This is a genomic window from Kribbella sp. NPDC058245, from assembly GCF_042882005.1.
In the GTDB taxonomy this organism is placed as follows: domain Bacteria; phylum Actinomycetota; class Actinomycetes; order Propionibacteriales; family Kribbellaceae; genus Kribbella.
In genome coordinates, this window is sequence record NZ_JBHVWY010000004.1 from 86,654 (window position 1) to 107,846 (window position 21,193).

19 protein-coding genes are annotated in these 21,193 nt (G+C 67.6%); 8 read left to right on the forward strand and 11 right to left on the reverse strand.

Annotation, left to right across the window (positions count from 1 at the left end):
• Window positions 1–975, forward strand: coding sequence for a GNAT family N-acetyltransferase (locus tag ACFVWG_RS09705; RefSeq protein WP_391542773.1), 975 nt, complete (start codon window positions 1–3; stop codon window positions 973–975).
• Here ACFVWG_RS09705 and ACFVWG_RS09710 read toward each other — a convergent pair.
• Window positions 972–1,505, reverse strand: coding sequence for a hypothetical protein (locus ACFVWG_RS09710; RefSeq protein WP_391542774.1), 534 nt, complete (start codon window positions 1,503–1,505; stop codon window positions 972–974). The two genes, ACFVWG_RS09705 and ACFVWG_RS09710, sit on opposite strands and share 4 nt — an antisense overlap.
• A 22-nt stretch (window positions 1,506–1,527) precedes the next feature.
• On the opposite strand from ACFVWG_RS09710, the gene ACFVWG_RS09715 reads away from it, so the two are divergent.
• The 7 genes from ACFVWG_RS09715 (at window position 1,528) to ACFVWG_RS09745 (ending at window position 9,469) form a co-directional block, all read left to right on the forward strand.
• On the forward strand, window positions 1,528–2,874 hold the full coding sequence (locus ACFVWG_RS09715) for an HAD-IA family hydrolase (protein WP_391542775.1): 1,347 nt from the start codon (window positions 1,528–1,530) through the stop codon (window positions 2,872–2,874).
• Between the two features lie 62 nt (window positions 2,875–2,936).
• The gene (locus ACFVWG_RS09720; protein ID WP_391542776.1) at window positions 2,937–3,314 is read left to right on the forward strand and encodes a hypothetical protein; all 378 of its coding nucleotides are present in this window, start codon (window positions 2,937–2,939) and stop codon (window positions 3,312–3,314) included.
• Window positions 3,315–3,432: 118 nt separating this feature from the next.
• On the forward strand, window positions 3,433–4,569 hold the full coding sequence (locus ACFVWG_RS09725; protein ID WP_391542777.1) for a hypothetical protein: 1,137 nt from the start codon (window positions 3,433–3,435) through the stop codon (window positions 4,567–4,569).
• The gene (locus ACFVWG_RS09730) at window positions 4,569–5,591 is read left to right on the forward strand and encodes a serine/threonine-protein kinase (protein ID WP_391542778.1); all 1,023 of its coding nucleotides are present in this window, start codon (window positions 4,569–4,571) and stop codon (window positions 5,589–5,591) included. The genes ACFVWG_RS09725 and ACFVWG_RS09730 overlap by 1 nt, the downstream gene beginning before the upstream one ends.
• Entirely contained in the window at window positions 5,588–6,112 is a 525-nt protein-coding gene (locus tag ACFVWG_RS09735) for a hypothetical protein (RefSeq protein WP_391542779.1), read from the forward strand. Before ACFVWG_RS09730 ends, ACFVWG_RS09735 begins: the two co-directional genes overlap by 4 nt.
• Window positions 6,105–8,588 (forward strand): Hsp70 family protein, encoded by a 2,484-nt coding sequence (locus ACFVWG_RS09740; protein ID WP_391542780.1) that lies wholly within the window; start codon window positions 6,105–6,107, stop codon window positions 8,586–8,588. Before ACFVWG_RS09735 ends, ACFVWG_RS09740 begins: the two co-directional genes overlap by 8 nt.
• Complete coding sequence (locus tag ACFVWG_RS09745) at window positions 8,585–9,469, forward strand: hypothetical protein (protein ID WP_391542781.1); 885 nt, start codon at window positions 8,585–8,587, stop codon at window positions 9,467–9,469. Before ACFVWG_RS09740 ends, ACFVWG_RS09745 begins: the two co-directional genes overlap by 4 nt.
• A gap of 544 nt (window positions 9,470–10,013) precedes the next feature.
• Here ACFVWG_RS09745 and ACFVWG_RS09750 read toward each other — a convergent pair.
• From ACFVWG_RS09750 to ndk, 10 genes are all read right to left on the reverse strand, one after another.
• Window positions 10,014–11,945: a TIGR03960 family B12-binding radical SAM protein gene (locus tag ACFVWG_RS09750; protein ID WP_391542782.1), complete on the reverse strand. Its 1,932-nt coding sequence runs from the start codon at window positions 11,943–11,945 to the stop codon at window positions 10,014–10,016.
• Between the two features lie 382 nt (window positions 11,946–12,327).
• A complete protein-coding gene (locus tag ACFVWG_RS09755) occupies window positions 12,328–12,489 on the reverse strand; it encodes a hypothetical protein (RefSeq protein ID WP_391542783.1) in 162 nt (53 codons plus the stop codon).
• Window positions 12,490–12,694: 205 nt separating this feature from the next.
• Window positions 12,695–13,135: a carboxymuconolactone decarboxylase family protein gene (locus tag ACFVWG_RS09760; protein ID WP_391542784.1), complete on the reverse strand. Its 441-nt coding sequence runs from the start codon at window positions 13,133–13,135 to the stop codon at window positions 12,695–12,697.
• Window positions 13,136–13,189: 54 nt separating this feature from the next.
• A complete protein-coding gene (locus ACFVWG_RS09765) occupies window positions 13,190–13,942 on the reverse strand; it encodes a hypothetical protein (RefSeq protein WP_391542785.1) in 753 nt (250 codons plus the stop codon).
• Window positions 13,943–14,021: 79 nt separating this feature from the next.
• Window positions 14,022–15,188, reverse strand: a complete 1,167-nt coding sequence (rodA, locus tag ACFVWG_RS09770; protein ID WP_391542786.1) for a rod shape-determining protein RodA — start codon at window positions 15,186–15,188, stop codon at window positions 14,022–14,024.
• Window positions 15,188–17,239: a penicillin-binding protein 2 gene (mrdA, locus tag ACFVWG_RS09775; RefSeq protein ID WP_391542788.1), complete on the reverse strand. Its 2,052-nt coding sequence runs from the start codon at window positions 17,237–17,239 to the stop codon at window positions 15,188–15,190. The genes rodA and mrdA overlap by 1 nt, the downstream gene beginning before the upstream one ends.
• Window positions 17,236–17,769: a rod shape-determining protein MreD gene (mreD, locus tag ACFVWG_RS09780; RefSeq protein WP_391542789.1), complete on the reverse strand. Its 534-nt coding sequence runs from the start codon at window positions 17,767–17,769 to the stop codon at window positions 17,236–17,238. The genes mrdA and mreD overlap by 4 nt, the downstream gene beginning before the upstream one ends.
• Before the next feature lie 4 nt (window positions 17,770–17,773).
• Window positions 17,774–18,706 (reverse strand): rod shape-determining protein MreC, encoded by a 933-nt coding sequence (gene mreC, locus ACFVWG_RS09785; RefSeq protein WP_391542790.1) that lies wholly within the window; start codon window positions 18,704–18,706, stop codon window positions 17,774–17,776.
• Window positions 18,707–18,708: 2 nt separating this feature from the next.
• Window positions 18,709–19,737: a rod shape-determining protein gene (locus ACFVWG_RS09790; RefSeq protein ID WP_132413477.1), complete on the reverse strand. Its 1,029-nt coding sequence runs from the start codon at window positions 19,735–19,737 to the stop codon at window positions 18,709–18,711.
• A gap of 1,042 nt (window positions 19,738–20,779) precedes the next feature.
• Entirely contained in the window at window positions 20,780–21,190 is a 411-nt protein-coding gene (ndk, locus tag ACFVWG_RS09795; protein ID WP_391542791.1) for a nucleoside-diphosphate kinase, read from the reverse strand.
• Window positions 21,191–21,193: the final 3 nt, after the last annotated feature.

Here is a 21,193-nt window from a genome sequence, read left to right on the forward strand (position 1 = left end):
ATGGAGATCGTGGCGGTCGATGGGCAGGATGCTGAGGTGTTCCGGCGGTTCTATGAGGTGAAGTACGCGCCGCGGCTGGAGCTGGAGTTCCCGGTGGGCATGGGAACCGAGGAGGCGCGCGTGCTGATGGCCGGCGAACATGCCGAGGTTCGCGCCGACGGCGTGGGACTCGTCAACGACGGCGTCTGGATGGGTGTCGCGTGGTTCGACTGGTGGTTGGTGGGCGGCACGGACACGGTTGATGTGGAGATCGCCGTCGCCCGCGAGTGGCGGCGACGCGGAGTGGGATCGCGGCTGCTCGAGATTGCCGTGGAGCGCGCCCAACGCGAAGGACGACGCGTCCTGTCGGGGTCTGACCTGAGCGGTGATCCGGTGACAGGCGAGAGTGCCGGTACGGCGTTCGCGGCCGCGCGCGGGTTCGTCCGCAAGCACGCGGAACTGCACCAGGTGCTCGAACTCCCCACCGACATCGCGGAGAAACCCGTTGCTGGGTACGAGATCGTCCAGTGGCGCGAGCACACCCCGGACGAGTGGATCGAGCAGTTCGCCGACCTGCAGACCGGGATGAGCGAGGATGTACCGGTCGGTGAACGGGCCGACCATCATGTCCATTGGACGCCCGAGCTGATCCGCGATGCCGAGGCTCGCCGCATTGCTCAAGGACGCTTCACCTATGCCACGGCAGCCGTCCACACCGCGAGTGGCGAGCTGGCGGCGTACACGCAGATGGGCGGCACGCCGGAGACACCCGACCGGCTGCTTCAGTACGACACGTATGTCCGGCGATCCCATCGTGGCAACGGGCTTGGCATCGCGGTGAAGGCGCCGAACCTTCGTGCGCTCCAAGCCGGCGTCGCGCGGAACGCCGTACTGCACACGTGGAATGCACCCGAGAATGCGCCGATGATCGCGGTCAACACCAAGCTCGGCTTCCGCCCGGTCGCACAGCGAACGGCCTGGGAACGCGAGGTCTAGCTGAAGGTCCAGGTCGGGTGACCGGTCTCCAACAGCGCACGATGACCGGCCCAGTCCCGCGCGGCCAGCGTTGTGACGTCGAGCAGATCGGGCCGGCCGGACCGCAGTTCATAACCCCACGAGAACGCGGCGATCGGCTCGACGACCTGTGAGCGAATGACATCCGGTACGACGGTCAGAAAGGTGTCGGCCCGCCAGGTCCCGTCAGGGTGATCAGGGTTGGCCGGGGCGTCGAAGAAGGTCGGCAGGTAGCCGTAGCTGTAGAACGGATCGATGCCGGACAGGTTCGGGACGAGGTCGATCGCGACCCCGTTGGTCACCTGGATCCAGCCCATGATCGCTTCGATCCCCTGCCCGTGGTACCGCAGGCCCGCCGTACAGATCGGGAAGCCGCGGAACGCCTCGGCGTCCAGGTCCGGGACGACGAGTTGGTGCCCCGAGGCCCACGGATCGTCGTTCGGGACGACGCGCACGGAGATCAGCCCACGGTGCCCGCGGGTCTCGAACGGGAGGGACAACTCTCTGCGCATACCCCAACCGTAGGCTGCAGGTGTGTGGAACCGATGCCTGAATGCTCGCGACCTCGGTGGATTCCCGACCCGGTACGGCGTTCCGACCGCCTCCGGACGCCTGTTCCGGACCGACACACCCGAACTGCTGGACGCGGACGGGCGCACCGAGTTCATCGCCGTCAACGCCGGACTGATCCTCGACCTGCGGTCGGACTGGGAGCTCAAGCAACCCCATCCGTTCGAGGACGATCCGGCATACCGACGCGTCCCGTGGATCGATCCGGCCGCGGAGGCGCTGCGGGATGCGGCCGCCGAGCCCAACCTCGTCGACGTCTACCGGAACAGCCTGAGCCGGAATGCGGCCAACATCGCCCGCATCTTCCAGGCGATCGCCGACGCACCCGCGGATCGGCCGGTGATCGTGCACTGCCGAGCCGGCAAGGACCGCACCGGTCTGACCGTCGCGCTGCTGCTGGAACTCGTCGGCGTCCCCCGTGATGTGATCGCGGCCGACTATGCGATCAGCGAGGTCAACCTCGGCATCCAGGACGGACCGGAGATCGCTCGCACCCGACCTTCGACCATCCTCGGTTCTCTCGAGCACGTGGACAGTCAGCTCGGCGGTATCCGCGGCTACCTCACCGGGCTCGGGCTGACCGCCGTACAGATCCATCTGCTCGCCACCCGCCTGCTGCCGACCGCCGTACAGGCTGTGGTGTTCGACTTCGACGGGCTCCTGATGGACACCGAGACCACCATGGTCGAGAGCTGGCAGGCGGAGTGGGAGTTCCACGGGCTCCAGCTCGACATGGAGGCGTTCTGGCCCGGGCACGGCGGTGACGTGAGCGAGGACCGGTACGCCGTCCTCGCGGCTGCGGTCGGCACCGGATTCGACCGGTCCGAAAGCCACGCCCGCCGTACTGCGCATCGGGAGCGAATGCATGCCGAGCTCGACTTCCGACCGGGCATCCGGGACTGGGTGACGTCGGCTCGCGAGCTGGGGCTGCGGACGGCGATCGCGAGTAGTTCGCCACGCACCTGGGTTCGCGGTCATCTGGAGCGGGTGGATGCCTTGGAGCTGTTCGACGTGATCGTCACCGGCGACGAGGTCAGCACGCACAAACCCGATCCCGCGATCTACGAGCTCGCCCTGCAGCGGCTCGAACTGACCGGCACCGCAGCGATCGCGGTCGAGGACACCGCGCACGGCGTGACCGCGGCCCAGGCGACCGGGATGTTCGCCGTCGCGATCCCGAACCCGTACGTCGATCCTGCGGCGGTCCGGCGTGCCGATCTGGTCCTGGGCGGCGCTGATCAGCGTGCGCTTGCCGAAGTGGTCCTATCAACCGCGTCGAAAGGGTCGACCGCAGGTAACCCAGTGACATAATCTGCTGCTCTTCTGTGAATTGCTAACCGACTTCTGTCGATTGCTGATGAAGGGACTTGGGGATGAAGAAGCTTCTGGGAGCGGTGGCGGCAATGGCGGCTGCCACGGCCGGCCTGGCCGTCGCCACGCCGGCGCAGGCCACCACCGACGGGACGCAGGCATGTGACCTGTACGTCGCGCGCGGCGTCTACACGAGCGCCGAGATGCTGTACGTCGCTGTCTCGCTGGACGGCTGTTCGACCAGCGTGACGGAGGTCCGGGTCGAGCTGTTCCGCGGCGACAGCAAGACCGGTCCGTTCACCAAGTTCGACGAGACGTACGCGTACTCGGGCGGCGGTGCGTGGTTCGGTCCCGGCACCGACTGCGGCTGGTGGAAGGGTGTGGCGCACTGGCAGGACCAGACCGAGACCACGCCGGATGTCCTGTACGCCTGCAGCTAGTTGACCTGCGGCTAGGTGACCTGCAGCTAGGTGATCCGGGGCCCGTTGTCCCGCGGGCCCCGTGTCCTCTTGAGGTCACCCACCGCCACGGACGTCGTCCGGACGTGACGATTCCTGGGTGACCGATGCCGTCGTGACCGCGTTGCGGGAGATCGCCAACCGCGATCTCTACCAACGCAACGCCTTCCACGTCACCGCCCTGCCCACGAACGCGGACCGCCGTACGACGCGACGCCGCCAGCAGCACGTGATCGCCGTACTGGAGGCCGGGGCCGATCTGGAGACCACCGGATCCCGCGATCCCGACGAACTGCGGATCGCGTTCGACCGGCTGCTCGGTGATCCGCGTCGGCGGATGGTCGACGAGGTCTTCGGTGAGTGGGGGCGGCCGAACGGCGACTGCGGTTGCGATGTCCCCGTGCATCAAGCGCACGACGAAGCGGTGTACGCCCACGCCAGCGCCATCGAGCTGCTGCTGGAACGACCGTCGACGTCGTCACATCCGGCGACGCTAGGCATGTGGCAGCGGGCGAGCGAGCGTTGGACCACTGCGCTGGCGGACCCGCAGTTCTGGCAGCACCTGCGCAACCGCGTCCTCACTCTCGACGACTGGCAGTTGGCGGCGAGTGCTGTTGACCAGATCCGGAGTGAGGTACCGGCCACTCTGACCGGTCCGCTGATCGACCTGGCCACGACTGGCGACTACCCGGCTCGGGTGGTGATCATGCTGCGCGAGTGGGCGGTCGGCGGGGCGTCGGTACAGGGCTGGGTTCTGGACGCTCTGCGACCGCAGTACGAGCGGGCCGAGGACGCAACCGTCGCACTGCTGCGCAGACTGCAGCAGGGGTATCACCAGGTCGACCCGGTGATCGCTGAGCTGGAGCGGAGTGTGCTGCCGGTCTACCGGCGGCTGCAGGTGCTGCTGCCGTCGGAACAGCACCAGCGCACGCTGGCGTTGCGAGACGACGTCGCGCGGGTCTACCAGAACAGTGCGGTCGGCATCGCCAACGAGGGCTCGGTCCAGGACACCCGGATCACCCATCTGTTCGACCAGGCCGAGGGATACGCCGGTACGGCGGACATGCGCGCCCTGATCGCGGAGAACCGCGCCGGGGTCGCGCAGCTGGTCAGTATCGACCGCTTCCGCCCGCAGCACGCCGCTCAGCCGGAGTCCTCCCTCGGGACCGGTTGCATCGTCGGCATCGTGGTGGCGATCGCCATCGTGACCTACATCGTCATCGGACTCCTGTCGTGATGGCGTTGTTGGCGCCCGGCGATCGGGTGGGCGAAGCGCTGGTGGTGGACCGGCAGCTCGGCGCGGGTGCGTTCGGTGAGGTGTACCGGGTGCGGCACGAACACCTTGGCCTGCAGGCGATGAAGGTGTTCCGGGAGGTGACGTCGCTCGAAGGGACTGACGAGCTGCTGGAGGAAGCGCGACTGCTGTCGACGCTCGGGCATCCCAACATCGTTCGCCTGTACGACGCCGGCGTCGTACCGACCAATGAGGGTCAGCGCGGGTACTTCACCATGGAGTACGTCTCCGGCGGGACCTTGCAGCAGCTGGCCGACGGGTACCGCCCTGCAGTGCCGATCGAGCTCGCCGTCCAGGTGATCGAGCAGCTCGCCTCCGGTCTCGCCGCAGCGCACGAGCGGACGCCGCCGATCGTGCATCGCGACCTGACGTTGGCCAATGTCATGTATGGGTACGACGGTCAGCGGATCCGCGTCCGGATCTCTGACTTCGGTCTCGCCAAGAGTGCGAATCCGATCACGCTGCTGGCAAGCGCCCAAGGGACGTATGCGTTCATGGCTCCGGAGGTTCTGCGCGATTTCGGCTACTCGATGGCATCGGACGTGTGGTCCATCGGTGTGATCGGTTACCTGCTGCTGACTGGCGTTCTCCCCTATGACGACGGCAGCGACATCACCCGGTGGTCGGCGACTCGCTTCGAACGGCGTCCACATCCGCCGAGCGCATTCGACCCGCGGATCGACGAGGCCCTGGACCGCATCCTGTTGCAGACCCTTGAACCGGTTCCGCGGGACCGCACCGCGTCCGCAGTTGTGTTGGCCGAACAGCTCGCTGAATGGCGTCGTACGACGAAAACGCCGTCGGAACGCGCGCAGGGGCTGGCTGATGAGGCCACAGCGCTGGCCGCGGCGGGAGAGCTGGACCGAGCGGTGGAGTTGATGGAAGAGGCGTTCCTGCTGTCGCCGGATCTGCGTCTGCAGTACTGGCTGGATGTCGCACGGTGGCGAAGAGGAGTGATCTGGTGAGGGCCTGGTTTCGGCAGTGGCGGCAGCATCGCGAGATTCGGATCGCCTCGCCGACGTTCACAGAGGAGCAGTGCCGGGAGCTCGCCGAGCTGATCAGCCTGCTCGACCGAGAGGCGCCCGCTCCCGAAGGTAATGCCAACGCATCGACCGAAGCTGACACCAAGGCTTTGGCCGAGGCGGCGACGAGTCTGTGGCGAGCCCAGCGGAAGCTGACGCAGGCCGGGCGCTCGGCCGAGAACCGGCAGACCGGCCGCTATCTGCGCACCTGCGCGGAGGCCCTGGCCGCGGCCGGCCTGGCAGTGCAGGAGCACGACGGTACGGCGTTCAACGCGGGCCGGGCGCTCGATGTCCTTGTGTACCAAGACGATCCAGCGGTCTCCGAAGAGACGATCGTCGAGACCGTCCGCCCCTCGGTCTACTACCACGACCAGCAGATCCAGCGCGGCGAAGTGATCGTCGCCCGACCGACAACAGACGAGCCGACTGACGAGCCGACGAGGGTAGGCGACGGACATGCGTGACACGATCGACTTCGGGATCGACCTGGGCACGACGAACAGCGCGCTGGCGGTCGCCGGCGACGACGACGTACGGATCCTGAAGAACAACGACGACCAGTCCGATATCACGCCGTCCGCGGTCTGGCTACCGAAGGCCGACACGGTCTGGGTCGGCCGCCGCGCGCGGCACCGCGCCGAGACGGATCCGGAGAACGTCGCGATCGAGTTCAAACTCGAGATGGGGCTCGCGGATGCGAGCCGGACGTTCGGGAAGGCCGGGGTCACCCTCAGCGCACCACAACTGTCGGCCGAGGTCCTCAAGACGCTCCGCGCCGACGCCGCCCGGTACGCCGGTGCTGCGCCGGACTCGGTGGTGATCACAGTCCCGGCGGCGTTCGCGCTGAACCAGAACAAGGCGACGCTGGAGGCCGCCCGGCTGGCCGGATTCACGGGGTCGGTGCCGTTGCTGCAAGAGCCGACCGCTGCCGCATTCGCGTACGGATTCGAGGATGCGGATGAGCGCGCGTACTGGATGGTGTTCGACTTCGGCGGCGGGACGTTCGACGCGGCCGTGGTGAGCAAACGGGACGGCGATCTGCGGGTCCTGAATCACGCCGGTGATCCGTATCTGGGCGGCAAGCTGATCGACTGGGCGGTGGTCGAACGCCTGCTGGCACCGGCGGCCGCGCGGGATCTCGGGCTCACCGACTTCCGTCGCGACAATCCGACCTGGCGGGGGAACTTCGGCCGGCTGAAACAGGCCGCGGAGCAGGCGAAGATTCAGCTCTCTGGACGCGATCGCGCAGACCTTTTGCTGGAGTTGATTGTAAACGGATCCGAGGAGACGTTCGAGTTCACACTGACGAAAGAGGCACTGGATGGCGTCGCGATGCCGTACTACGCACGCGCGGTCAATCTGTGTCGCGAGGCACTGACCGACAGCGGGCTCGGCGCCGACAAGATCGACCGGCTGCTGCTGGTCGGCGGAGCCACGCTGGCTCCCGGACTGCGCGAGATGCTGAGCGATCCTGTGCACGGCCTGCAGATGGAGCTCGACACCCGGATCGACCCGACCACTGTGGTCGCTCGGGGCGCGGCGATCTTCGCCGGGACGATGCGTCGGCCAGCCTCGGAGTCGGTGGTGCGAGCAGTTGGTGAGTACGGCGTTGAACTCGCCTACGAACCGAGTTCGACGACGACCCGGCCGACCGTGGCCGGTCGCTTGAGTGGGCCGGCCGGCGACGTGAACTGGTCGGGACACAGCGTCGTGATCTCGAACCCGGAGGGCCGACCGCCGTTCCGCACCGGACGAGTCACCGTGAACCGGGTCGGCGCATTCGCCGCCGAGGTCGAGCTTGACGAGCACCGGACGTCGCGATTCGTCATCGAGCTGTTCGACGGGAACGGCGCACCGCTTCCGCTGGCCGGCGGGACCTTCGGGATCACGCATCGCGAGGTGGAGTTCGGTGGCGCCCGGTTGACGCACTCGCTCGGGATCTCGCTGGCGGATCAAAAGTTCTCACCGCTGGTCCGGAAGGGTACGGCGGTACCGACACGAGTGCGGGAGGTGTTCCGCACCTCGCACGCGTTCAACCGGTCGGATCCTGAGGCGATGGTCAGAATCCCTGTGGTGCAAGGCGAACGAGCTCGCGCTGACCGCAATCGGCAGGTCGGCATGCTGCAGATCCGGCCGGTCGATATCCGCATCGATTTGCCTGCTGGAACGGAGGTCGAGGTGACGTTCGAGGTCGACGAGTCGAATCTCGTCACGGTGGTGGCCGACGTACCGCTGATCCAGGCACAGTTCGAGGCAGAGATCGATCTGGACGATGTCCGTACGCCGGATGCCGGCGTACTGGCGGACGAGTTGGCAGATGTGGAACAGCGGATCGCGGATGCACAACGTTCCGCCACGACGAGTCCTGAGGTCGAGCAGCGATTGGCTCGCCTGCAAGAGGAGGGCACGCTGGCGACGGCGCGAGAGCAGGTGCGGGCCGCGTCGTCGGATGCCGGAGCCGCGGTGACGGCCGAGGACCGGCTGCGTGAAGTGCAGGCGCAGCTGGACGACATCGACGAGGCAGCACAACGACCGGCCAAGGAGCGCGAACTGCGTGATCTCCTCGCCGAGGCGGAGGAGCTGGTGGAGCGGTTCGGCCGAGCCGGCGACCGCGCTGAGCTGGCCGACCTGCGGACGCGTGCTCTGGACGCGATCGACCGGAAGGACATCCGGTCGATCGAGCGCGAGACCGAGCAGCTCGAGATCTTCGCCATCGGACTGGAGCGACGCCAGCCCGGCTTCGTGATCCGCGTCTTCAACCAACTGGCTCTCGACACGTCCTCGATGCGCCCCGCGTCCGAAGCATACCGCCTCCTCGCCGCTGGCCGATCCGCGGCCGCCCGCGGCGACGAACGCGAACTGATGGTCATCTGCCAGCAGCTCGTCCGGCTCCTCCCCCAGTCCGAGCAAGCCACCGTCGTCGGTCTGGTCCGCTCATGAACGTCGAGCAGCCGGCCGTCGCCCGGGCCGCCCACGCAGCCCGCCGCGGCGACCTCACCGATGCCCTGCAGCTACTGGACGGCCTGGAGACTCCGGAGGCAGTAGACCTCCGGGGCCGCGTCCTGGCCCAGCTGGGCCGCTGGCAAGAAGCCGACCAGGCCTGGTCCACCCTCTCCCCAGCCGGGGAGCTCACTACCTCCCACCTCCACTCCGGGACGGGGGTGGGGGTGGGAGCCACAGCCAGCCGAGCACTGGCTCAGAAGGTGCTGGCGGGTCGCGTGCGCCAGCGGCCCGTCGCACGGCCCCTTGCGGCGGCCGCCATCGCCGTACTGGCTGTTGGTGGCATCGGCTTCGGGACCGCAGCGGCAGTGAGCCACCCAGATCAGCTGGTCGCCGAGCCGCAGGTGTCCGCTAGCCCGACGCCGCCTCAGGTTCAGCCGCAGACGGTGATGGTGACAGTGACGCCCACTCCGCCGACGGACGAGGCCGCTCGGCTGGATGCGATCGCCACCGCGGTCGCCATGCCAGGCGTGTCAGTACGACGGGAGCCAGGCGCCGTCCGGATCGTCTTCGACCGCGGTGTGTTCAGCTCCGGCACCACCCTGTCCCCGGGCAGCACCGAGCTGATCGACCGGCTGGCCCCAAAACTCCAGGGCGTCCCCGGGATCACGGTCGTCGGCCAATCGGTCGCCGTACCAGGTGGTGAAGCCAGTGGCGGCTCCGGTACGGCGCTCGCCCGGGCGCGCGTGGTCGCCCAGCGCCTCGCCCGCACCGGCCACCTACCGCTCACCCGCCTCACGCTAGCCTCCGGCGACCAGGCCCACCCCCTGTTCCCCGGCCAACCCCGCAACCGAACCGTGAGCCTCCTCCTAACCCCCTAACCCACCCCCGCAACGTCCGAAGAACCCGAGTGCGTCGTCGGCGTGTTCTCGGACGCTAACGGCACTCGTCCCCCGCGGTGCCCGCAACGTCCGAAGAACCGGAGAACACGTGTTCGGACGTTCGGACGTTAGGCGCCGCAGATCGACCTTTGAACTAACCGCGCGCCGAGGGGGTTTGGGGTGGATCCGGGAGGGATTCGGGAGGTGGATCCTCCCCAGATCGCGGTACGCCGCGCGAGTGGACGCATTGTGCCCGCGAGGAGGAGTGCGGCGACCAGCCAACGCGACCTCCAGCCGGCCACACGACCTGATTCGGCTCTCCGCTCCCGGCTCCCCGCTCGCGCCTCAGCCGACGTCGGTACGACGGCCACCCGACGCTCAGCCAGCCGGGGCCACATGAGGGGATATCCGTGGAGTTTGACGGTTCTCCCCTCAAAATTTCACGGGAGAACCAGCACATTGAGGGGATATCCGGTCAAATGCCGGGCAGGCCGGGGGTGGGGAGTGGGTGGGGAGTGGGTGGGGAGTGCGGGGTGGAGAGGGTCTAGACGACGGAGAGGGGCAGGAGCTTCTTGCCGGTGGGGCCGATCTGGATCTCGGTGTTCATCTGCGGGCAGACGCCACAGTCGAAGCACGGGGTCCAGCGGCAGTCCTCGACCTCGAGGCCGCCGTCCTCCTCGAGGGAGTCCTGCCAGTCCTCCCACAGCCAGTCGCGGTCCAGGCCCGAATCCAGGTGATCCCAGGGCAGGACTTCGGCGTACTCGCGCTCGCGCGTCGTGTACCAGGCTAGGTCGACCGGCTCCTCGGCCAGTGCCGTGTCGGTGCAGCCGATCCAGCGGTCGTAGGAGAAGTGCTCGCTCCAGCCGTCGAAGCGGCCGCCGTCACGCCAGACTGCCTCGATGACCCGGCCGACCCGGCGGTCACCGCGGGACAGCAGACCTTCGATGATGCCGGGCTTGCCGTCGTGGTACCGGAATCCGATCGCCTTGGCGTACTTCTTGTCGGAGCGAATCGCGGAGTTCAGCTTGGCCAGCCGCGCGTCCGTCTCCTCGACACCCAACTGTGCCGCCCACTGGAACGGCGTGTGCGGCTTCGGGACGAACCCACCGATCGACACCGTGCAGCGGATGTCGTTGCGGCCGGAGGCCTCGCGACCGGTGGCGATCACCTTCTTCGCCAGGTCCGCGATCGCCAGCACGTCCTCGTCGGTCTCGGTCGGCAGGCCGCACATGAAGTACAGCTTCACCTGCCGCCAGCCGTGGCTGTAGGCCGCCGCGACCGTCCGGATCAGGTCTTCCTCGGTGACCATCTTGTTGATCACCTTGCGCATCCGGTCCGACCCGCCCTCGGGCGCGAAGGTCAGACCGCTGCGCCGGCCGTTGCGGGAGAACTCGTTGGCCAGCGTGATGTTGAACGCGTCGACCCGGGTCGACGGCAGCGACAGCGAGACGTTGCTGCCCTCGTACCGGTCGCCGAGGCCCTTGGCGACCTCCGCGATCTCGGTGTGGTCTGCCGAGGACAGGCTGAGCAGGCCGACCTCCTCGAACCCGGTCTTCTTCAGACCGTTCTCGACCATGTCGCCGATCGTGGTGATGCTGCGCTCCCGCACCGGGCGGGTGATCATCCCGGCCTGGCAGAACCGGCAGCCGCGGGTGCACCCACGGAAGATCTCCACCGAGAACCGCTCGTGCACGGTCTCGGCCAGCGGCACCAGCGGCTTCTTCGGGTACGGCCACGCGTCCAGGTCCATCACCGTGTGCTTCGCCGTCCGGAACGGGACGCCGGGACGGTTCGGGACGACGCGCTGGATCCGGCCGTCGGCCAGGTACTCGACGGTGAAGAACTTCGGGATGTAGACGCCGCCGGACTTCGCCAGCCGCATCAGCACCTCATCGCGGCCGCCCGGGCTGCCCTCTTCCTTCCACTCCTGGATGACGTCGGAGATCTTGAGCACGATCTCCTCACCGTCACCGAGCACCGCCGCGTCGATGAAGTCCGCGATCGGCTCCGGGTTGAACGCCGCGTGCCCACCCGCGAGCACGATCGGGTCCTCGTCGGTCCGGTCGACGGCGTACAGCGGGATGCCGGCCAGGTCGAGGGCGGTCAGCATGTTGGTGTAGCCGAGCTCGGTCGAGAACGACAGCCCGAAGACGTCGAACGCGCGGACCGGCCGGTGGCTGTCCAGCGTGAACTGCGGGATGTTGTGCTCCCGCATCACCGCTTCCATGTCCGGCCAGACCGAGTAGGTCCGCTCGGCGAGCAGGTGCTCACGCTCGTTCAGCACTTCGTACAGGATCTGGACGCCCTGGTTCGGCAGGCCCACCTCGTACGCATCCGGGTACATCAGCGCCCAGCGGACGCTGGCCGCGTCCCAGTCCTTGCTGACCGAGTTGAGCTCACCTCCGACGTACTGGATCGGCTTCTGCACGCTCGGCAGCAGCGCCTCCAGGCGCGGGAACAGCGATTCGACAGTCATCAGAACTTCCCGGTCGGCAGTGGAGCGCCTACCAGATTAGCCCCGGACACCCGCAACGCCGGAATCGGACGGCTTCCCGATCCCGGCGTTCCGTGCGATCAGCAGTATCAGCGAGTCAGCTCATTGCACTTTTCTGACCCGGACATCGACATCGGCCAGCAGTCGCAGGATTGCCTCCAGCATGTTCTTGCTGGTCGCCCGCGTACGTCGCCTCACAACAACTTCCCCTCACTCGATCCACACCACAAACCGCCTGCTGGCAGCGGGGCGGGGCTGTCGATCGAGGCGGCAGGACGAGCCTATCCCGCGCCGGGTTCGCGGCGGGCACCCGGATCATCGGCTGGACAACACTGCAGGTTCCTGCAGTCCTTGCCTCCGGCAACTACCAGGTGCAGGCCGCGATCAGCCCACGACTCTCGCCGGCCTTCGGTACGTCGGCCACCGGCTGCTCGCGGCGTGGACCACTACTGGCCGGGGGCCGCAGGATGACGCGGCGCGGGTCGGTCGGACACAGGTGACTGACCGCATGTTCGGTACACCGCACGTTGGTCTCCCCTTCCTCGGCCGACCCGGAGAGCTTACCGGTACAGACCGGTATAAGTCGACCGTAGAACTACGCATTCGGAGGGTGTCGACCGGCCGCACAGGCTTAACTGTGGAATCCCTGAACAGTTTAGTGCCCGGCGCGTGGCCACGCACAACTGGGCGACTCCCGGTGCGGGAGTCGCCCAGTTGTGGCGGAGGGTTGGTCAGGCGACCGGCGGTTGCGCGCGGGTGCTGATCGCGAGGCGGTTCCAGAGGTTGATGGTGCCGATGGCGAGGACGACGTTCACCGCGCCCTCTTCACCGAAGTGCTTGACGGTGTCCGCCCACACGTCGTCCGGGACGCCGTGCTCGCCGAGCTTGGTGACCGCGTCGGTCAGGGCGAGTGCGGCCCGCTCGGTCTCGTCGTAGAACGACACCTCGCGCCAGGCCGCCAGCCCGAACAGGCGCTGGGTGGTCTCGCCTTCCTTGAGGGCGTCGGTGGTGTGCATGTCGATGCAGAAACCACAGCCGTTGATCAGGGAGGCGCGCACCTTGATCAGGTGCAGCACCGTGTGGTCCAGCACGCCCTGCACATACATCTCGACGCCGTACACGGCCTTTATGCCAGCCGGAATTGCCTTCATCATGTCGCTGCGTTGATCCATACCTACTCGACAGTCCGAGCCGGTACGGCGTGACAGCGGGGCCGGTGACCTCGGTCACGTGGCGGGTTTGAGCACCGCCTGCGCCTTGGTCGCGGCCGCCTCGGCAGCGGCATCCAGCACGGCCTCGTCGCCGGCCAGCACACTGATCGACAGCATCACGTCGTTGACGCCGGTGATGAGCGCGGTGAACTCGAGACCACGCTTGGGACCGCTGACACCCGTCAGCTTGAACGCGAACGGCGCCGTCCCGTACGCCGGTGCGGTCAGCTCGTCGACCTCCATCGTCGTACTGCCCTCACCCTCGACGCGCATGGTGACCTTCGGGCAGGAGGAGACCGCGTCGGCGTACTTCTCGCGCAGGCTGGCGACCTTCGCCACCGATCCCAGGGCATCGAAGCCGAAGTCGATGTAGGGGCCTTCCTGGCCGCCCGAGAACGAGCGACTGACAGTGGCCTGGCTGCCCGGCGCCTCGCTGGCGTTCAGGTATTTGACCAACGTCTTGCAGCGGCTGCTCGGCGTCGTGAACGGTTTCGAGCCGTCGTCTTCCGCGTCGTCCTCACGCGAGAAACCGGACGGCAGGTCGGTCAGTTCGAGCAGCCCCTTGGTCAGATCCGCCTCGGTACGCGCGACCAGTCCTGTCGCTGGGTCGACGGTCGCGGTGACCGCCGTAAGGGTGGGCTTGGCGCTCGGCGTCGACGGCGCTGGAGTCTGCGGAGCGGAACCCTTGTCGTCTCCGCCGCCACACGCGGTCAGCGTGAACGTGAGAGCGGCGGCGAGAGCAAGGGGGAACGACACGAACCTGGTCATGAGATTCCTCGGTGGCGGAGTCACACCGCCATGCGGGCAACGTGTCCACCGGCGGCCGAGCAGGCAGCAGCGTAGCGGATCAGAAACTGTGTGAGCGCAGGTGGATGTTCTGCAGCAGGCCGACCGCGAGCAGGCCGGCGAACATCGACGATCCACCGTAGGAGACGAACGGCAACGGAAGTCCGGTGACCGGCATGATTCCGAGCGTCATCCCGATGTTCTCGAAGGCCTGGAACGCGAACCAGCACACGACTCCGGTGGCCACCAGCCGGCCGAACGCGTCGCGGGCGTTGATCGCGATCCGCAGCCCACGGAACAGGATCAGCGCGAACAGCACGATGATCGCACCGGCGCCGATCAGACCGAGCTCCTCACCGGCGACGGTGAAGACGAAGTCGGTGTGCTGCTCGGGGACGAACGCGTTCTGGGTCTGGCTGCCGTGCAGCAGGCCCTCGCCGAACACTCCCCCGTGACCGATCGCGATCCGGGCCTGGTTCACGTTGTAGCCGGTGCCCTGCAGGTCGCCGGACGGATTCGCGAACGCCACGAACCGCGCCAGCTGGTACTCCTTCAGCACCTGGAACTTGATCGCCAGCGCGGCGATCACCACGCCCGCCGTGACCAGTCCGAGCATCCAGCGTTTCGGAACGCCGGAGACCGCGATGATCCCGAACACGATCGACCCGAGCACCATCACCGTGCCGAGGTCGGGCTGCAGCATCACCAGCAGGACCGGGATCGCGGCGACCGCGACGGCCTGCGCGACGTCGATCGTCCGGGCTGTCTCGTTCCGGTCAGTCTCGCCCTTCTCCGCGATCAGCAGCGCCATCCCGACGATCACCGCCAGCTTGGCGAACTCACTGGGCTGGATCGACATCCCGGGCAGCTGGATCCACGACCGCGAGCCGTTGATGACCGCGCCCACGCCGGGCACCAGGACGAGAATCAGTCCGACGATCGCGCCGGCGTACAGGACTGGGGTGAGTAAGCGGAGGCGACGGTGGTCGGTGACCGCGGCGCCGACCGCGAGGATCAGGCCGATCGCGAAATTCATCGCGTGCCGGAGCAGGAAGAAGTGCGGGTTGCCCTCGGTCAGCGACTGGCGGTTGTGGGTCGCCGACCAGATCAGCAGCGCACCGATCGACGACAGCGCGACCACGCCGAGCACGAGGATCCAGTCCACCTGCCAGACGGTCGAGCGCCGGTCCACGCGCGGCCGGGTCCGGATCGGGTTCAGCAGCGCCATTACTGGGTCTTCTTCGGGTCGTCGGCGGCGGGCGGCTTGATGTCGTAGAGCGTCTCGTAGATGTGGCGGACGGCCTCACCACCGGCACCCGAACCCGTACCCGACTGGCTGAGCATCATCACCACGGCATAGCGATCCGTGTACGACGCGAACCACGACGTGGTCTGCTTGCCGTAGACCTCGGCCGTCCCGGTCTTGGCGCGGACCGGGACCTTGTCGAGCGGGAAGCCGTTGAACTTCCAGGCCGCCGTTCCGCTGCGGGCAGTCTCTTTGAGGCCCTTGTCGATGAAGCTCAGGTTGTTCGCCGAGACCGGCAGCTTGGCCTTCACCGACGGCTTGATGATGTGGTTCTTGCCGTTGGCACCCTTCCAGGACTCGACCACCCGCGGTTCGTAGAGCGTGCCACCGTTGGACAGGGCGGAGTACACGACCGCGAGCTGCACCGGCGTGATGATGGTGTCGCCCTGGCCGATCGCGAAGTTGACCGCGTCACCGGCGCGGTAGCGGTAGCCGTCGACGCAGAACTCGCGGGAGAACTGCTTCAGGAACGCCGACGTCCCGGCCGGAGGATTGTCGGCGAGCTTGCAGTAGTAGTTCTTCTGCGAGTCGTAGTACTCCTTCTTCCACTTGCGGTCGGCGATCCGGCCGCTCGCCTCACCGGGCAGGTCGATCCCGGTCGGCGTTCCGAGGCCGAACTTCTTGGCCATCTCGACCAGCGGATCGCGCGCGGTGATGTCGCCGGAGTTGCCGCCGTTGCGCAGCCACAAGGCGTAGGCGATCCGGTAGAAGAAGGTGTCGCACGAGATCGACAGCGCACGGTCGAAGCCGATCATCCCGTAGGAGGCCGACTCGTAGTTCTTGAAGCGGCGGTCGCCGACCTCGAGGAACGACGAGCAGTCAAGCCGGGTTTTCGTGCTGTACCCGGCGCCGAGCGCGGCGGCGGTGGTGATCGGCTTGAACGTCGAACCGGGCGCGAGCTGGGCCTGCAGCGCTCGCGACACCAAGGGCGTCCCGGACTTCGGCGAGTACAAAGCGTCAAGCTCGCGCTGGCTGATCCCGCCGACCCAGACGCCCGGGTCGTAGTCGGGGTAGCTGGCCATCGCGACGACTCGGCCGGTCTTGGTGTCCATCACGACGGCGGCGCCGGAGTCCGCGACGTAGTTCCGCTTGGTGATCTTGTCGTACTGCTTGCGGGCGTTCAGCAGCGCGCTCTTCAGTTGCGCCTCGACGGACGCCTGGATCCGCGCGTCGATCGAGCTCACGACGGTCGCGCCCGGCGTCGGTGCGGTCTGCTTCTCGACACCGGTCGTATACCCGACGGCGTCGACGATGACGTCCTTCACACCGGGTGCACCGCGCAGCATCGCGTCGTACGTGCGCTCGACTCCCGCGCGGCCGACCAGGTCCGAGCGGTGCGGGACCGAGTCCTGCCCGGACTTGTCGAGCTTCTCCAGCTCTTCAGTGGTGATCGGCGAGAGATAGCCGAGGATGTGCGCGGCGTTGACGTGGTACGGCGCCGGGTAGGCGCGGAGGGTCTGCGAGTCGGCCCCAACCCCCGGGAAGTCCTCGCGGCGCTCCATCACCTCGATCGCGACCTGCTCGCTGACGTCCTTGGCGACCGGGATCGGCTGGTACGGCGTCCCGTTCCAGCAGCGCGGTGGTTTGGAGGCGCCGGGCTCACCGCAGAGCATCGTGCGGTCCTTCAGCTCCTTCGGCGTTTGGCCGAGCACCTTGGCCAGCCGGGCGATCACCTGGGTCTGCTCCTTGTCGGAGAGCTTCGCCAGCACCGACCGGTCGACGGTGATGACCAGCGACACTCGGTTGCCGACCAGCGTGCGGCCCTTCGCGTCCACAATCGTGCCGCGGGGTGCGGGGACCAGCACCTGGCGCGTGTGGTTCTGCGTGGCGGCCTGGCTGTAGTCGGCGCTCGACATCACCTGCATGTACCAGAGGCGGGCGAACAACGTGCAGAACAAGGAGAAGACCAGCACTCCGATCACGAACAACCGCAACCGGGCCTTCAACGGCGTCTCGAAGAAGTCGAAGCTCATGGCGTCACCCGCCTGCGCTCACGGGCTGCGGTGAAGCGGGACATCACCCACATCACGAGTGGGATGACGACGATCGCCCCGACCACGTCGTACCCGGCGGCGATCCCGATGCGGACGCCGAACTGACCCCAGTCGACCGACGGGTCGTGCAGCAGCGCGCCGGTGGCCGAGTAGATCAGCAGCGATAGTCCGGAACCGAAGACGACCGTCAGCGCGACGCCCAGCGGTCCCACCGGACCGGCCGAGGTCTCCCGCCGGATCAGACCGGCCACGTAGCCCGCGATCGCCAGCGCGAGCGCCCAGCGACCCGCGGTGTGATCAGCGGGCGGCACGACGTCAAGCAACAGACCGCCCACGAACCCGGTGATCGCACCCCACTCCGGGCCGCGTGACAACGCCAGCGCGAGCACCACGATCAGCACCAGGTCACAGGTGACACCGGCGACCGCGATGTTGGTCAGCACGGACGTCTGGATGGTGACCGCCAGCATCAGCAAGAGGGCGGCCAACCCGATTCGTAGTGCTATCACGTCGTCAACTCCCCTTCCCTGCTGTCGTCGTCGGTTTCAGTTGGGGTCGGGGCGGGCGGGCCGGCGGACCGGTCACCACACCCACGGTGTCGATCTGGGTGGGATCGACGTACGGCTTGATCGTTGCTGTTGTCCCGAGTCCACCCGCTGTCGCCGACACCGAAGTGACGACGCCGATCGGCACACCGGGCACGTACGGCGCGTTGCCGGTCGAGCCCCAGGTGACGATCCGGTCGCCGACCCGGGGCTTGGCCTTCAGGTCGACGAGTTTGTAGTCCAGCGTCCCGGCGAGCTCACCGCGACCGGACACGAACCCGAGCGCCAACGTCGAGTTCAACCGGCCACCGACCGTCGAGTTACGGTCGCCGATCAACAGGACGGTCGCGGTCGACTGCGTGGTCCGCACCACGCGGCCGACCAGGCCACTGCCGTTGACCACGGTCATGTCGGCGCGGACGCCATCCGCCGTACCGGCATCGATCGTGACGGTGTGGTTGAAGCTCTGCAGGCTGCCGATCCCGATCACCCGGGCCGGCGTCATGGTGAACTTCGGGGCGAGCCGGAGCAGGCTGTCCAGCTCGCCGGCCCGGTTGCGGGAGTAGTCGGTGGTGTTGAGTTCCTGGCGGAGTTTGTCGTTGTCTGCTTGGAGTTTTTCGTTCTCTGCTTTCAACCTATCCGTTTCCGCGAAGCGGTCCCGGAGGTTGTCCACAGGCTGCCGGGCGGAGCTCGCCGTCGACTCCAGCGGGCCGAAGACGGCCGCGGCGCCGGCCCGCAGCGGCTCCACCGGTGAACCGGCCGAGCGGCGGGCGTCGAGCACGATCAGCGTGAAACACGCCAGGATGATCAGGACCAGAATGGTCCGGCGGCGCCGGATCTCCCGCGGTACCCCGGCCGCCCGGACCAGGCCTCGCGCGGGGGTGCCGAGGTCTTTGAGCATGGTCAGCGCCGGTTGTCGGTGACGAGAATCCGGTTCAGCGTCTCGATGTTGTCGACACACTTGCCGGCGCCCAGGACGACGGCGTCCAGCGGGTTGTCGGCGACATGGATCGGGATCCCGGTCTCGTGCCGCAGCCGCTCGTCCATCCCCTTCAGCAGCGCGCCACCGCCGGTCAGCACGATGCCGCGGTCGACGATGTCACCGGCCAGCTCCGGCGGGGTCTTGTCCAGCGTCGCCTTGACCGCGTCGACGATCGCGGTGATCGGCTCCTCGATCGCTTGGCGGATGTTCGCGGAGGAGACCTTCACGGTGCGCGGCAGACCGGAGATCATGTCGCGGCCGCGGATCTCGCTGTCCGGCCCGTCGGTGGTCGGGAACGCCGACCCGATCGTCATCTTGATCTGCTCCGAGGTCGCCTCGCCGAGCAGCAGCGAGTACTCCTTCTTGCAGTAGTTCACGACCGCCTTGTCGATGGCGTCCCCGGCGACCCGGATCGACTGGCTGGTGACGATGCCGCCGAACGAGATGACCGCGACCTCCGTCGTCCCGCCGCCGATGTCGACGACCATGTTGCCGGTCGCGTCGCGGACCTCGAGATTCGAACCGAGGGCAGCCGCCATCGGCTCCTCGATGATGTAGACCTTGCGCGCGCCGGCCATGTACCCGGCGTCACGGACCGCGCGCTGCTCGACCGCGGTGATACCGGACGGGACACAGACCACGATCCGCGGTTTCGCGAAGTACCGGCGCCGGTGCACCCGCTGGATGAAGTAGCGCAGCATCTGCTCGGCGGCGTCGAAGTCGGCGATCACGCCGTCCTTCAGCGGCCGGATCGCGGTGATGTTGCCGGGCGTCCGGCCGATCATCTTCTTCGCCTCGTGACCGAACGCGACCGCCTCCCGCGGTTCGTCCGTCCGGGTCGCGACCACGGACGGTTCGTTCAGGACGACTCCACGCCCTCGCACGTAGACGAGGGTGTTGGCCGTTCCGAGGTCGACCGCCATGTCGCGGCCGAGCATGCTGTTCGCCATCTCGGGGGCCCTCCACCTGCTCGGGTCCGGGATTCTCAGGCTAAGCGCGGACCCAGCGCCATCCGGGGACCGACACGACCCGTCCGTCCAGCACGCATCGTATCTGTTCCCTCACTCCCCGATCGCCACCGGGTCGAAGCAGCTCATCGACATCAGGCGGTCGTCACGGAACGCGATTCCGGCACCGCTACTGCTTGTGCACAACGTCGTCACCAGCCCGACCACCTCAGGGCAAGATGAACGGATAACCCCGGAATGTGCTGGTTCTCCCCTCAAAATTTGGGCTCTTGTGACGTAGGTGTGGGTGGTTCGCGCGTTGTCAGACCGGCGCGTTGCCGTCCGATCGCAGGGTCTCGGGCGATGTGAACGGCGAGAGTGTGGCGAGGATGTCGTCGACTGGAAGCGCTGTGCTGCCGGACATCGATTGCTGGCGGCAATCTCCTTCCACTCGACGTCGGACGGCTGTCTCTGCACGGCGACTGAACCCACCGTGCTCGCCAGGGGGCAGAGAGCAGAGGGCAGAGGGATGCGGCGGGGAGGCGTGGGGTGGCAGGGGCGGACCGCCGGCACCGTCCAACTCTGCGCGGCGGCTGAACCCACCGTGCTCACCGGGGCAGAGGGATGCGGCGGGGACGGCGTGAGGTGGGGTGGCGGGGTGGACCGCCACCACCGTCTAACTCTGCCCGGCTCGGACAGTTCACGCTCAGCATCACCCGCACGAGTCGCCGCACGAGAGGTTAGACGGTGACACAGGTCCGCTACCCGGAGGGCGCCGGGATACAACCAGGGGCTGCGCACACCCCGCGGGGGCCTTGAACAAGCTATGCCTTGTCCACAGCCCCCATTTCCTGTCCACACCCCCAGCAACTTCACCTACTGCCAACCGGGGAACAGCGCCCAGCCGGCACGCCGGTCAACTGACCCACCACACGGGGCAGAGACCGGTACGCCGCACCACCCACGAATGGGACAGAGCAGCCCAAATTTCAGGGGAGAAGGAGCAATCTGAACGGATATCCGTTCAAATGGGCGGGGGCGAGTACTACGGGAGGTCGGGGAACCAGATCTTGGTCTCGCGGTCGGCGGACTCCGGGGAGTCGGAGCCGTGCACGAGGTTCTCGCGGTTGGACAGGGAGAAGTCGCCGCGGATGGTGCCGGGGGCGGCCTTGCGGCCGTCGGTGGCGCCGTTCAGGGCGCGGACGACCTCGATCGCCTCGTCGCCCTCGAGGACCAGGGCGACGAGCGGGCCGCTGGTGACGAAATCGCGCAGCGGCGGGTAGAAGTCGCGCTCGACGTGCTCGGCGTAGTGCTGGTCGGCCATCTCACCGTCGATGGTGCGGAACTCCATCGCGACGATCGACAGCCCCTTGGCCTCGAACCGGCCGAGGACCTCGCCGACCAGCCCACGGCGTACCGTGTCGGGCTTCAGCAGGACCAGGGTGCGCTGCGACATCTG

Excerpts from the sequence above, each read along its gene's own strand:
- ACFVWG_RS09705 (WP_391542773.1), top strand. The coding sequence starts at position 1 with ATGGAGATCGTGGCGGTCGATGGGCAGGATGCTGAGGTGTTCCGGCGG.
- ACFVWG_RS09710 (WP_391542774.1), bottom strand. The coding sequence starts at position 1,505 with ATGCGCAGAGAGTTGTCCCTCCCGTTCGAGACCCGCGGGCACCGTGGG.
- ACFVWG_RS09720 (WP_391542776.1), top strand. The coding sequence starts at position 2,937 with ATGAAGAAGCTTCTGGGAGCGGTGGCGGCAATGGCGGCTGCCACGGCC.
- ACFVWG_RS09730 (WP_391542778.1), top strand. The coding sequence starts at position 4,569 with ATGGCGTTGTTGGCGCCCGGCGATCGGGTGGGCGAAGCGCTGGTGGTG.
- ACFVWG_RS09740 (WP_391542780.1), top strand. The coding sequence starts at position 6,105 with ATGCGTGACACGATCGACTTCGGGATCGACCTGGGCACGACGAACAGC.
- ACFVWG_RS09745 (WP_391542781.1), top strand. The coding sequence starts at position 8,585 with ATGAACGTCGAGCAGCCGGCCGTCGCCCGGGCCGCCCACGCAGCCCGC.
- ACFVWG_RS09750 (WP_391542782.1), bottom strand. The coding sequence starts at position 11,945 with ATGACTGTCGAATCGCTGTTCCCGCGCCTGGAGGCGCTGCTGCCGAGC.
- ACFVWG_RS09760 (WP_391542784.1), bottom strand. The coding sequence starts at position 13,135 with ATGGATCAACGCAGCGACATGATGAAGGCAATTCCGGCTGGCATAAAG.
- ACFVWG_RS09765 (WP_391542785.1), bottom strand. The coding sequence starts at position 13,942 with ATGACCAGGTTCGTGTCGTTCCCCCTTGCTCTCGCCGCCGCTCTCACG.
- rodA (WP_391542786.1), bottom strand. The coding sequence starts at position 15,188 with ATGGCGCTGCTGAACCCGATCCGGACCCGGCCGCGCGTGGACCGGCGC.
- mrdA (WP_391542788.1), bottom strand. The coding sequence starts at position 17,239 with ATGAGCTTCGACTTCTTCGAGACGCCGTTGAAGGCCCGGTTGCGGTTG.
- mreC (WP_391542790.1), bottom strand. The coding sequence starts at position 18,706 with ATGCTCAAAGACCTCGGCACCCCCGCGCGAGGCCTGGTCCGGGCGGCC.
- ACFVWG_RS09790 (WP_132413477.1), bottom strand. The coding sequence starts at position 19,737 with ATGGCGAACAGCATGCTCGGCCGCGACATGGCGGTCGACCTCGGAACG.
- ndk (WP_391542791.1), bottom strand. The coding sequence starts at position 21,190 with ATGTCGCAGCGCACCCTGGTCCTGCTGAAGCCCGACACGGTACGCCGT.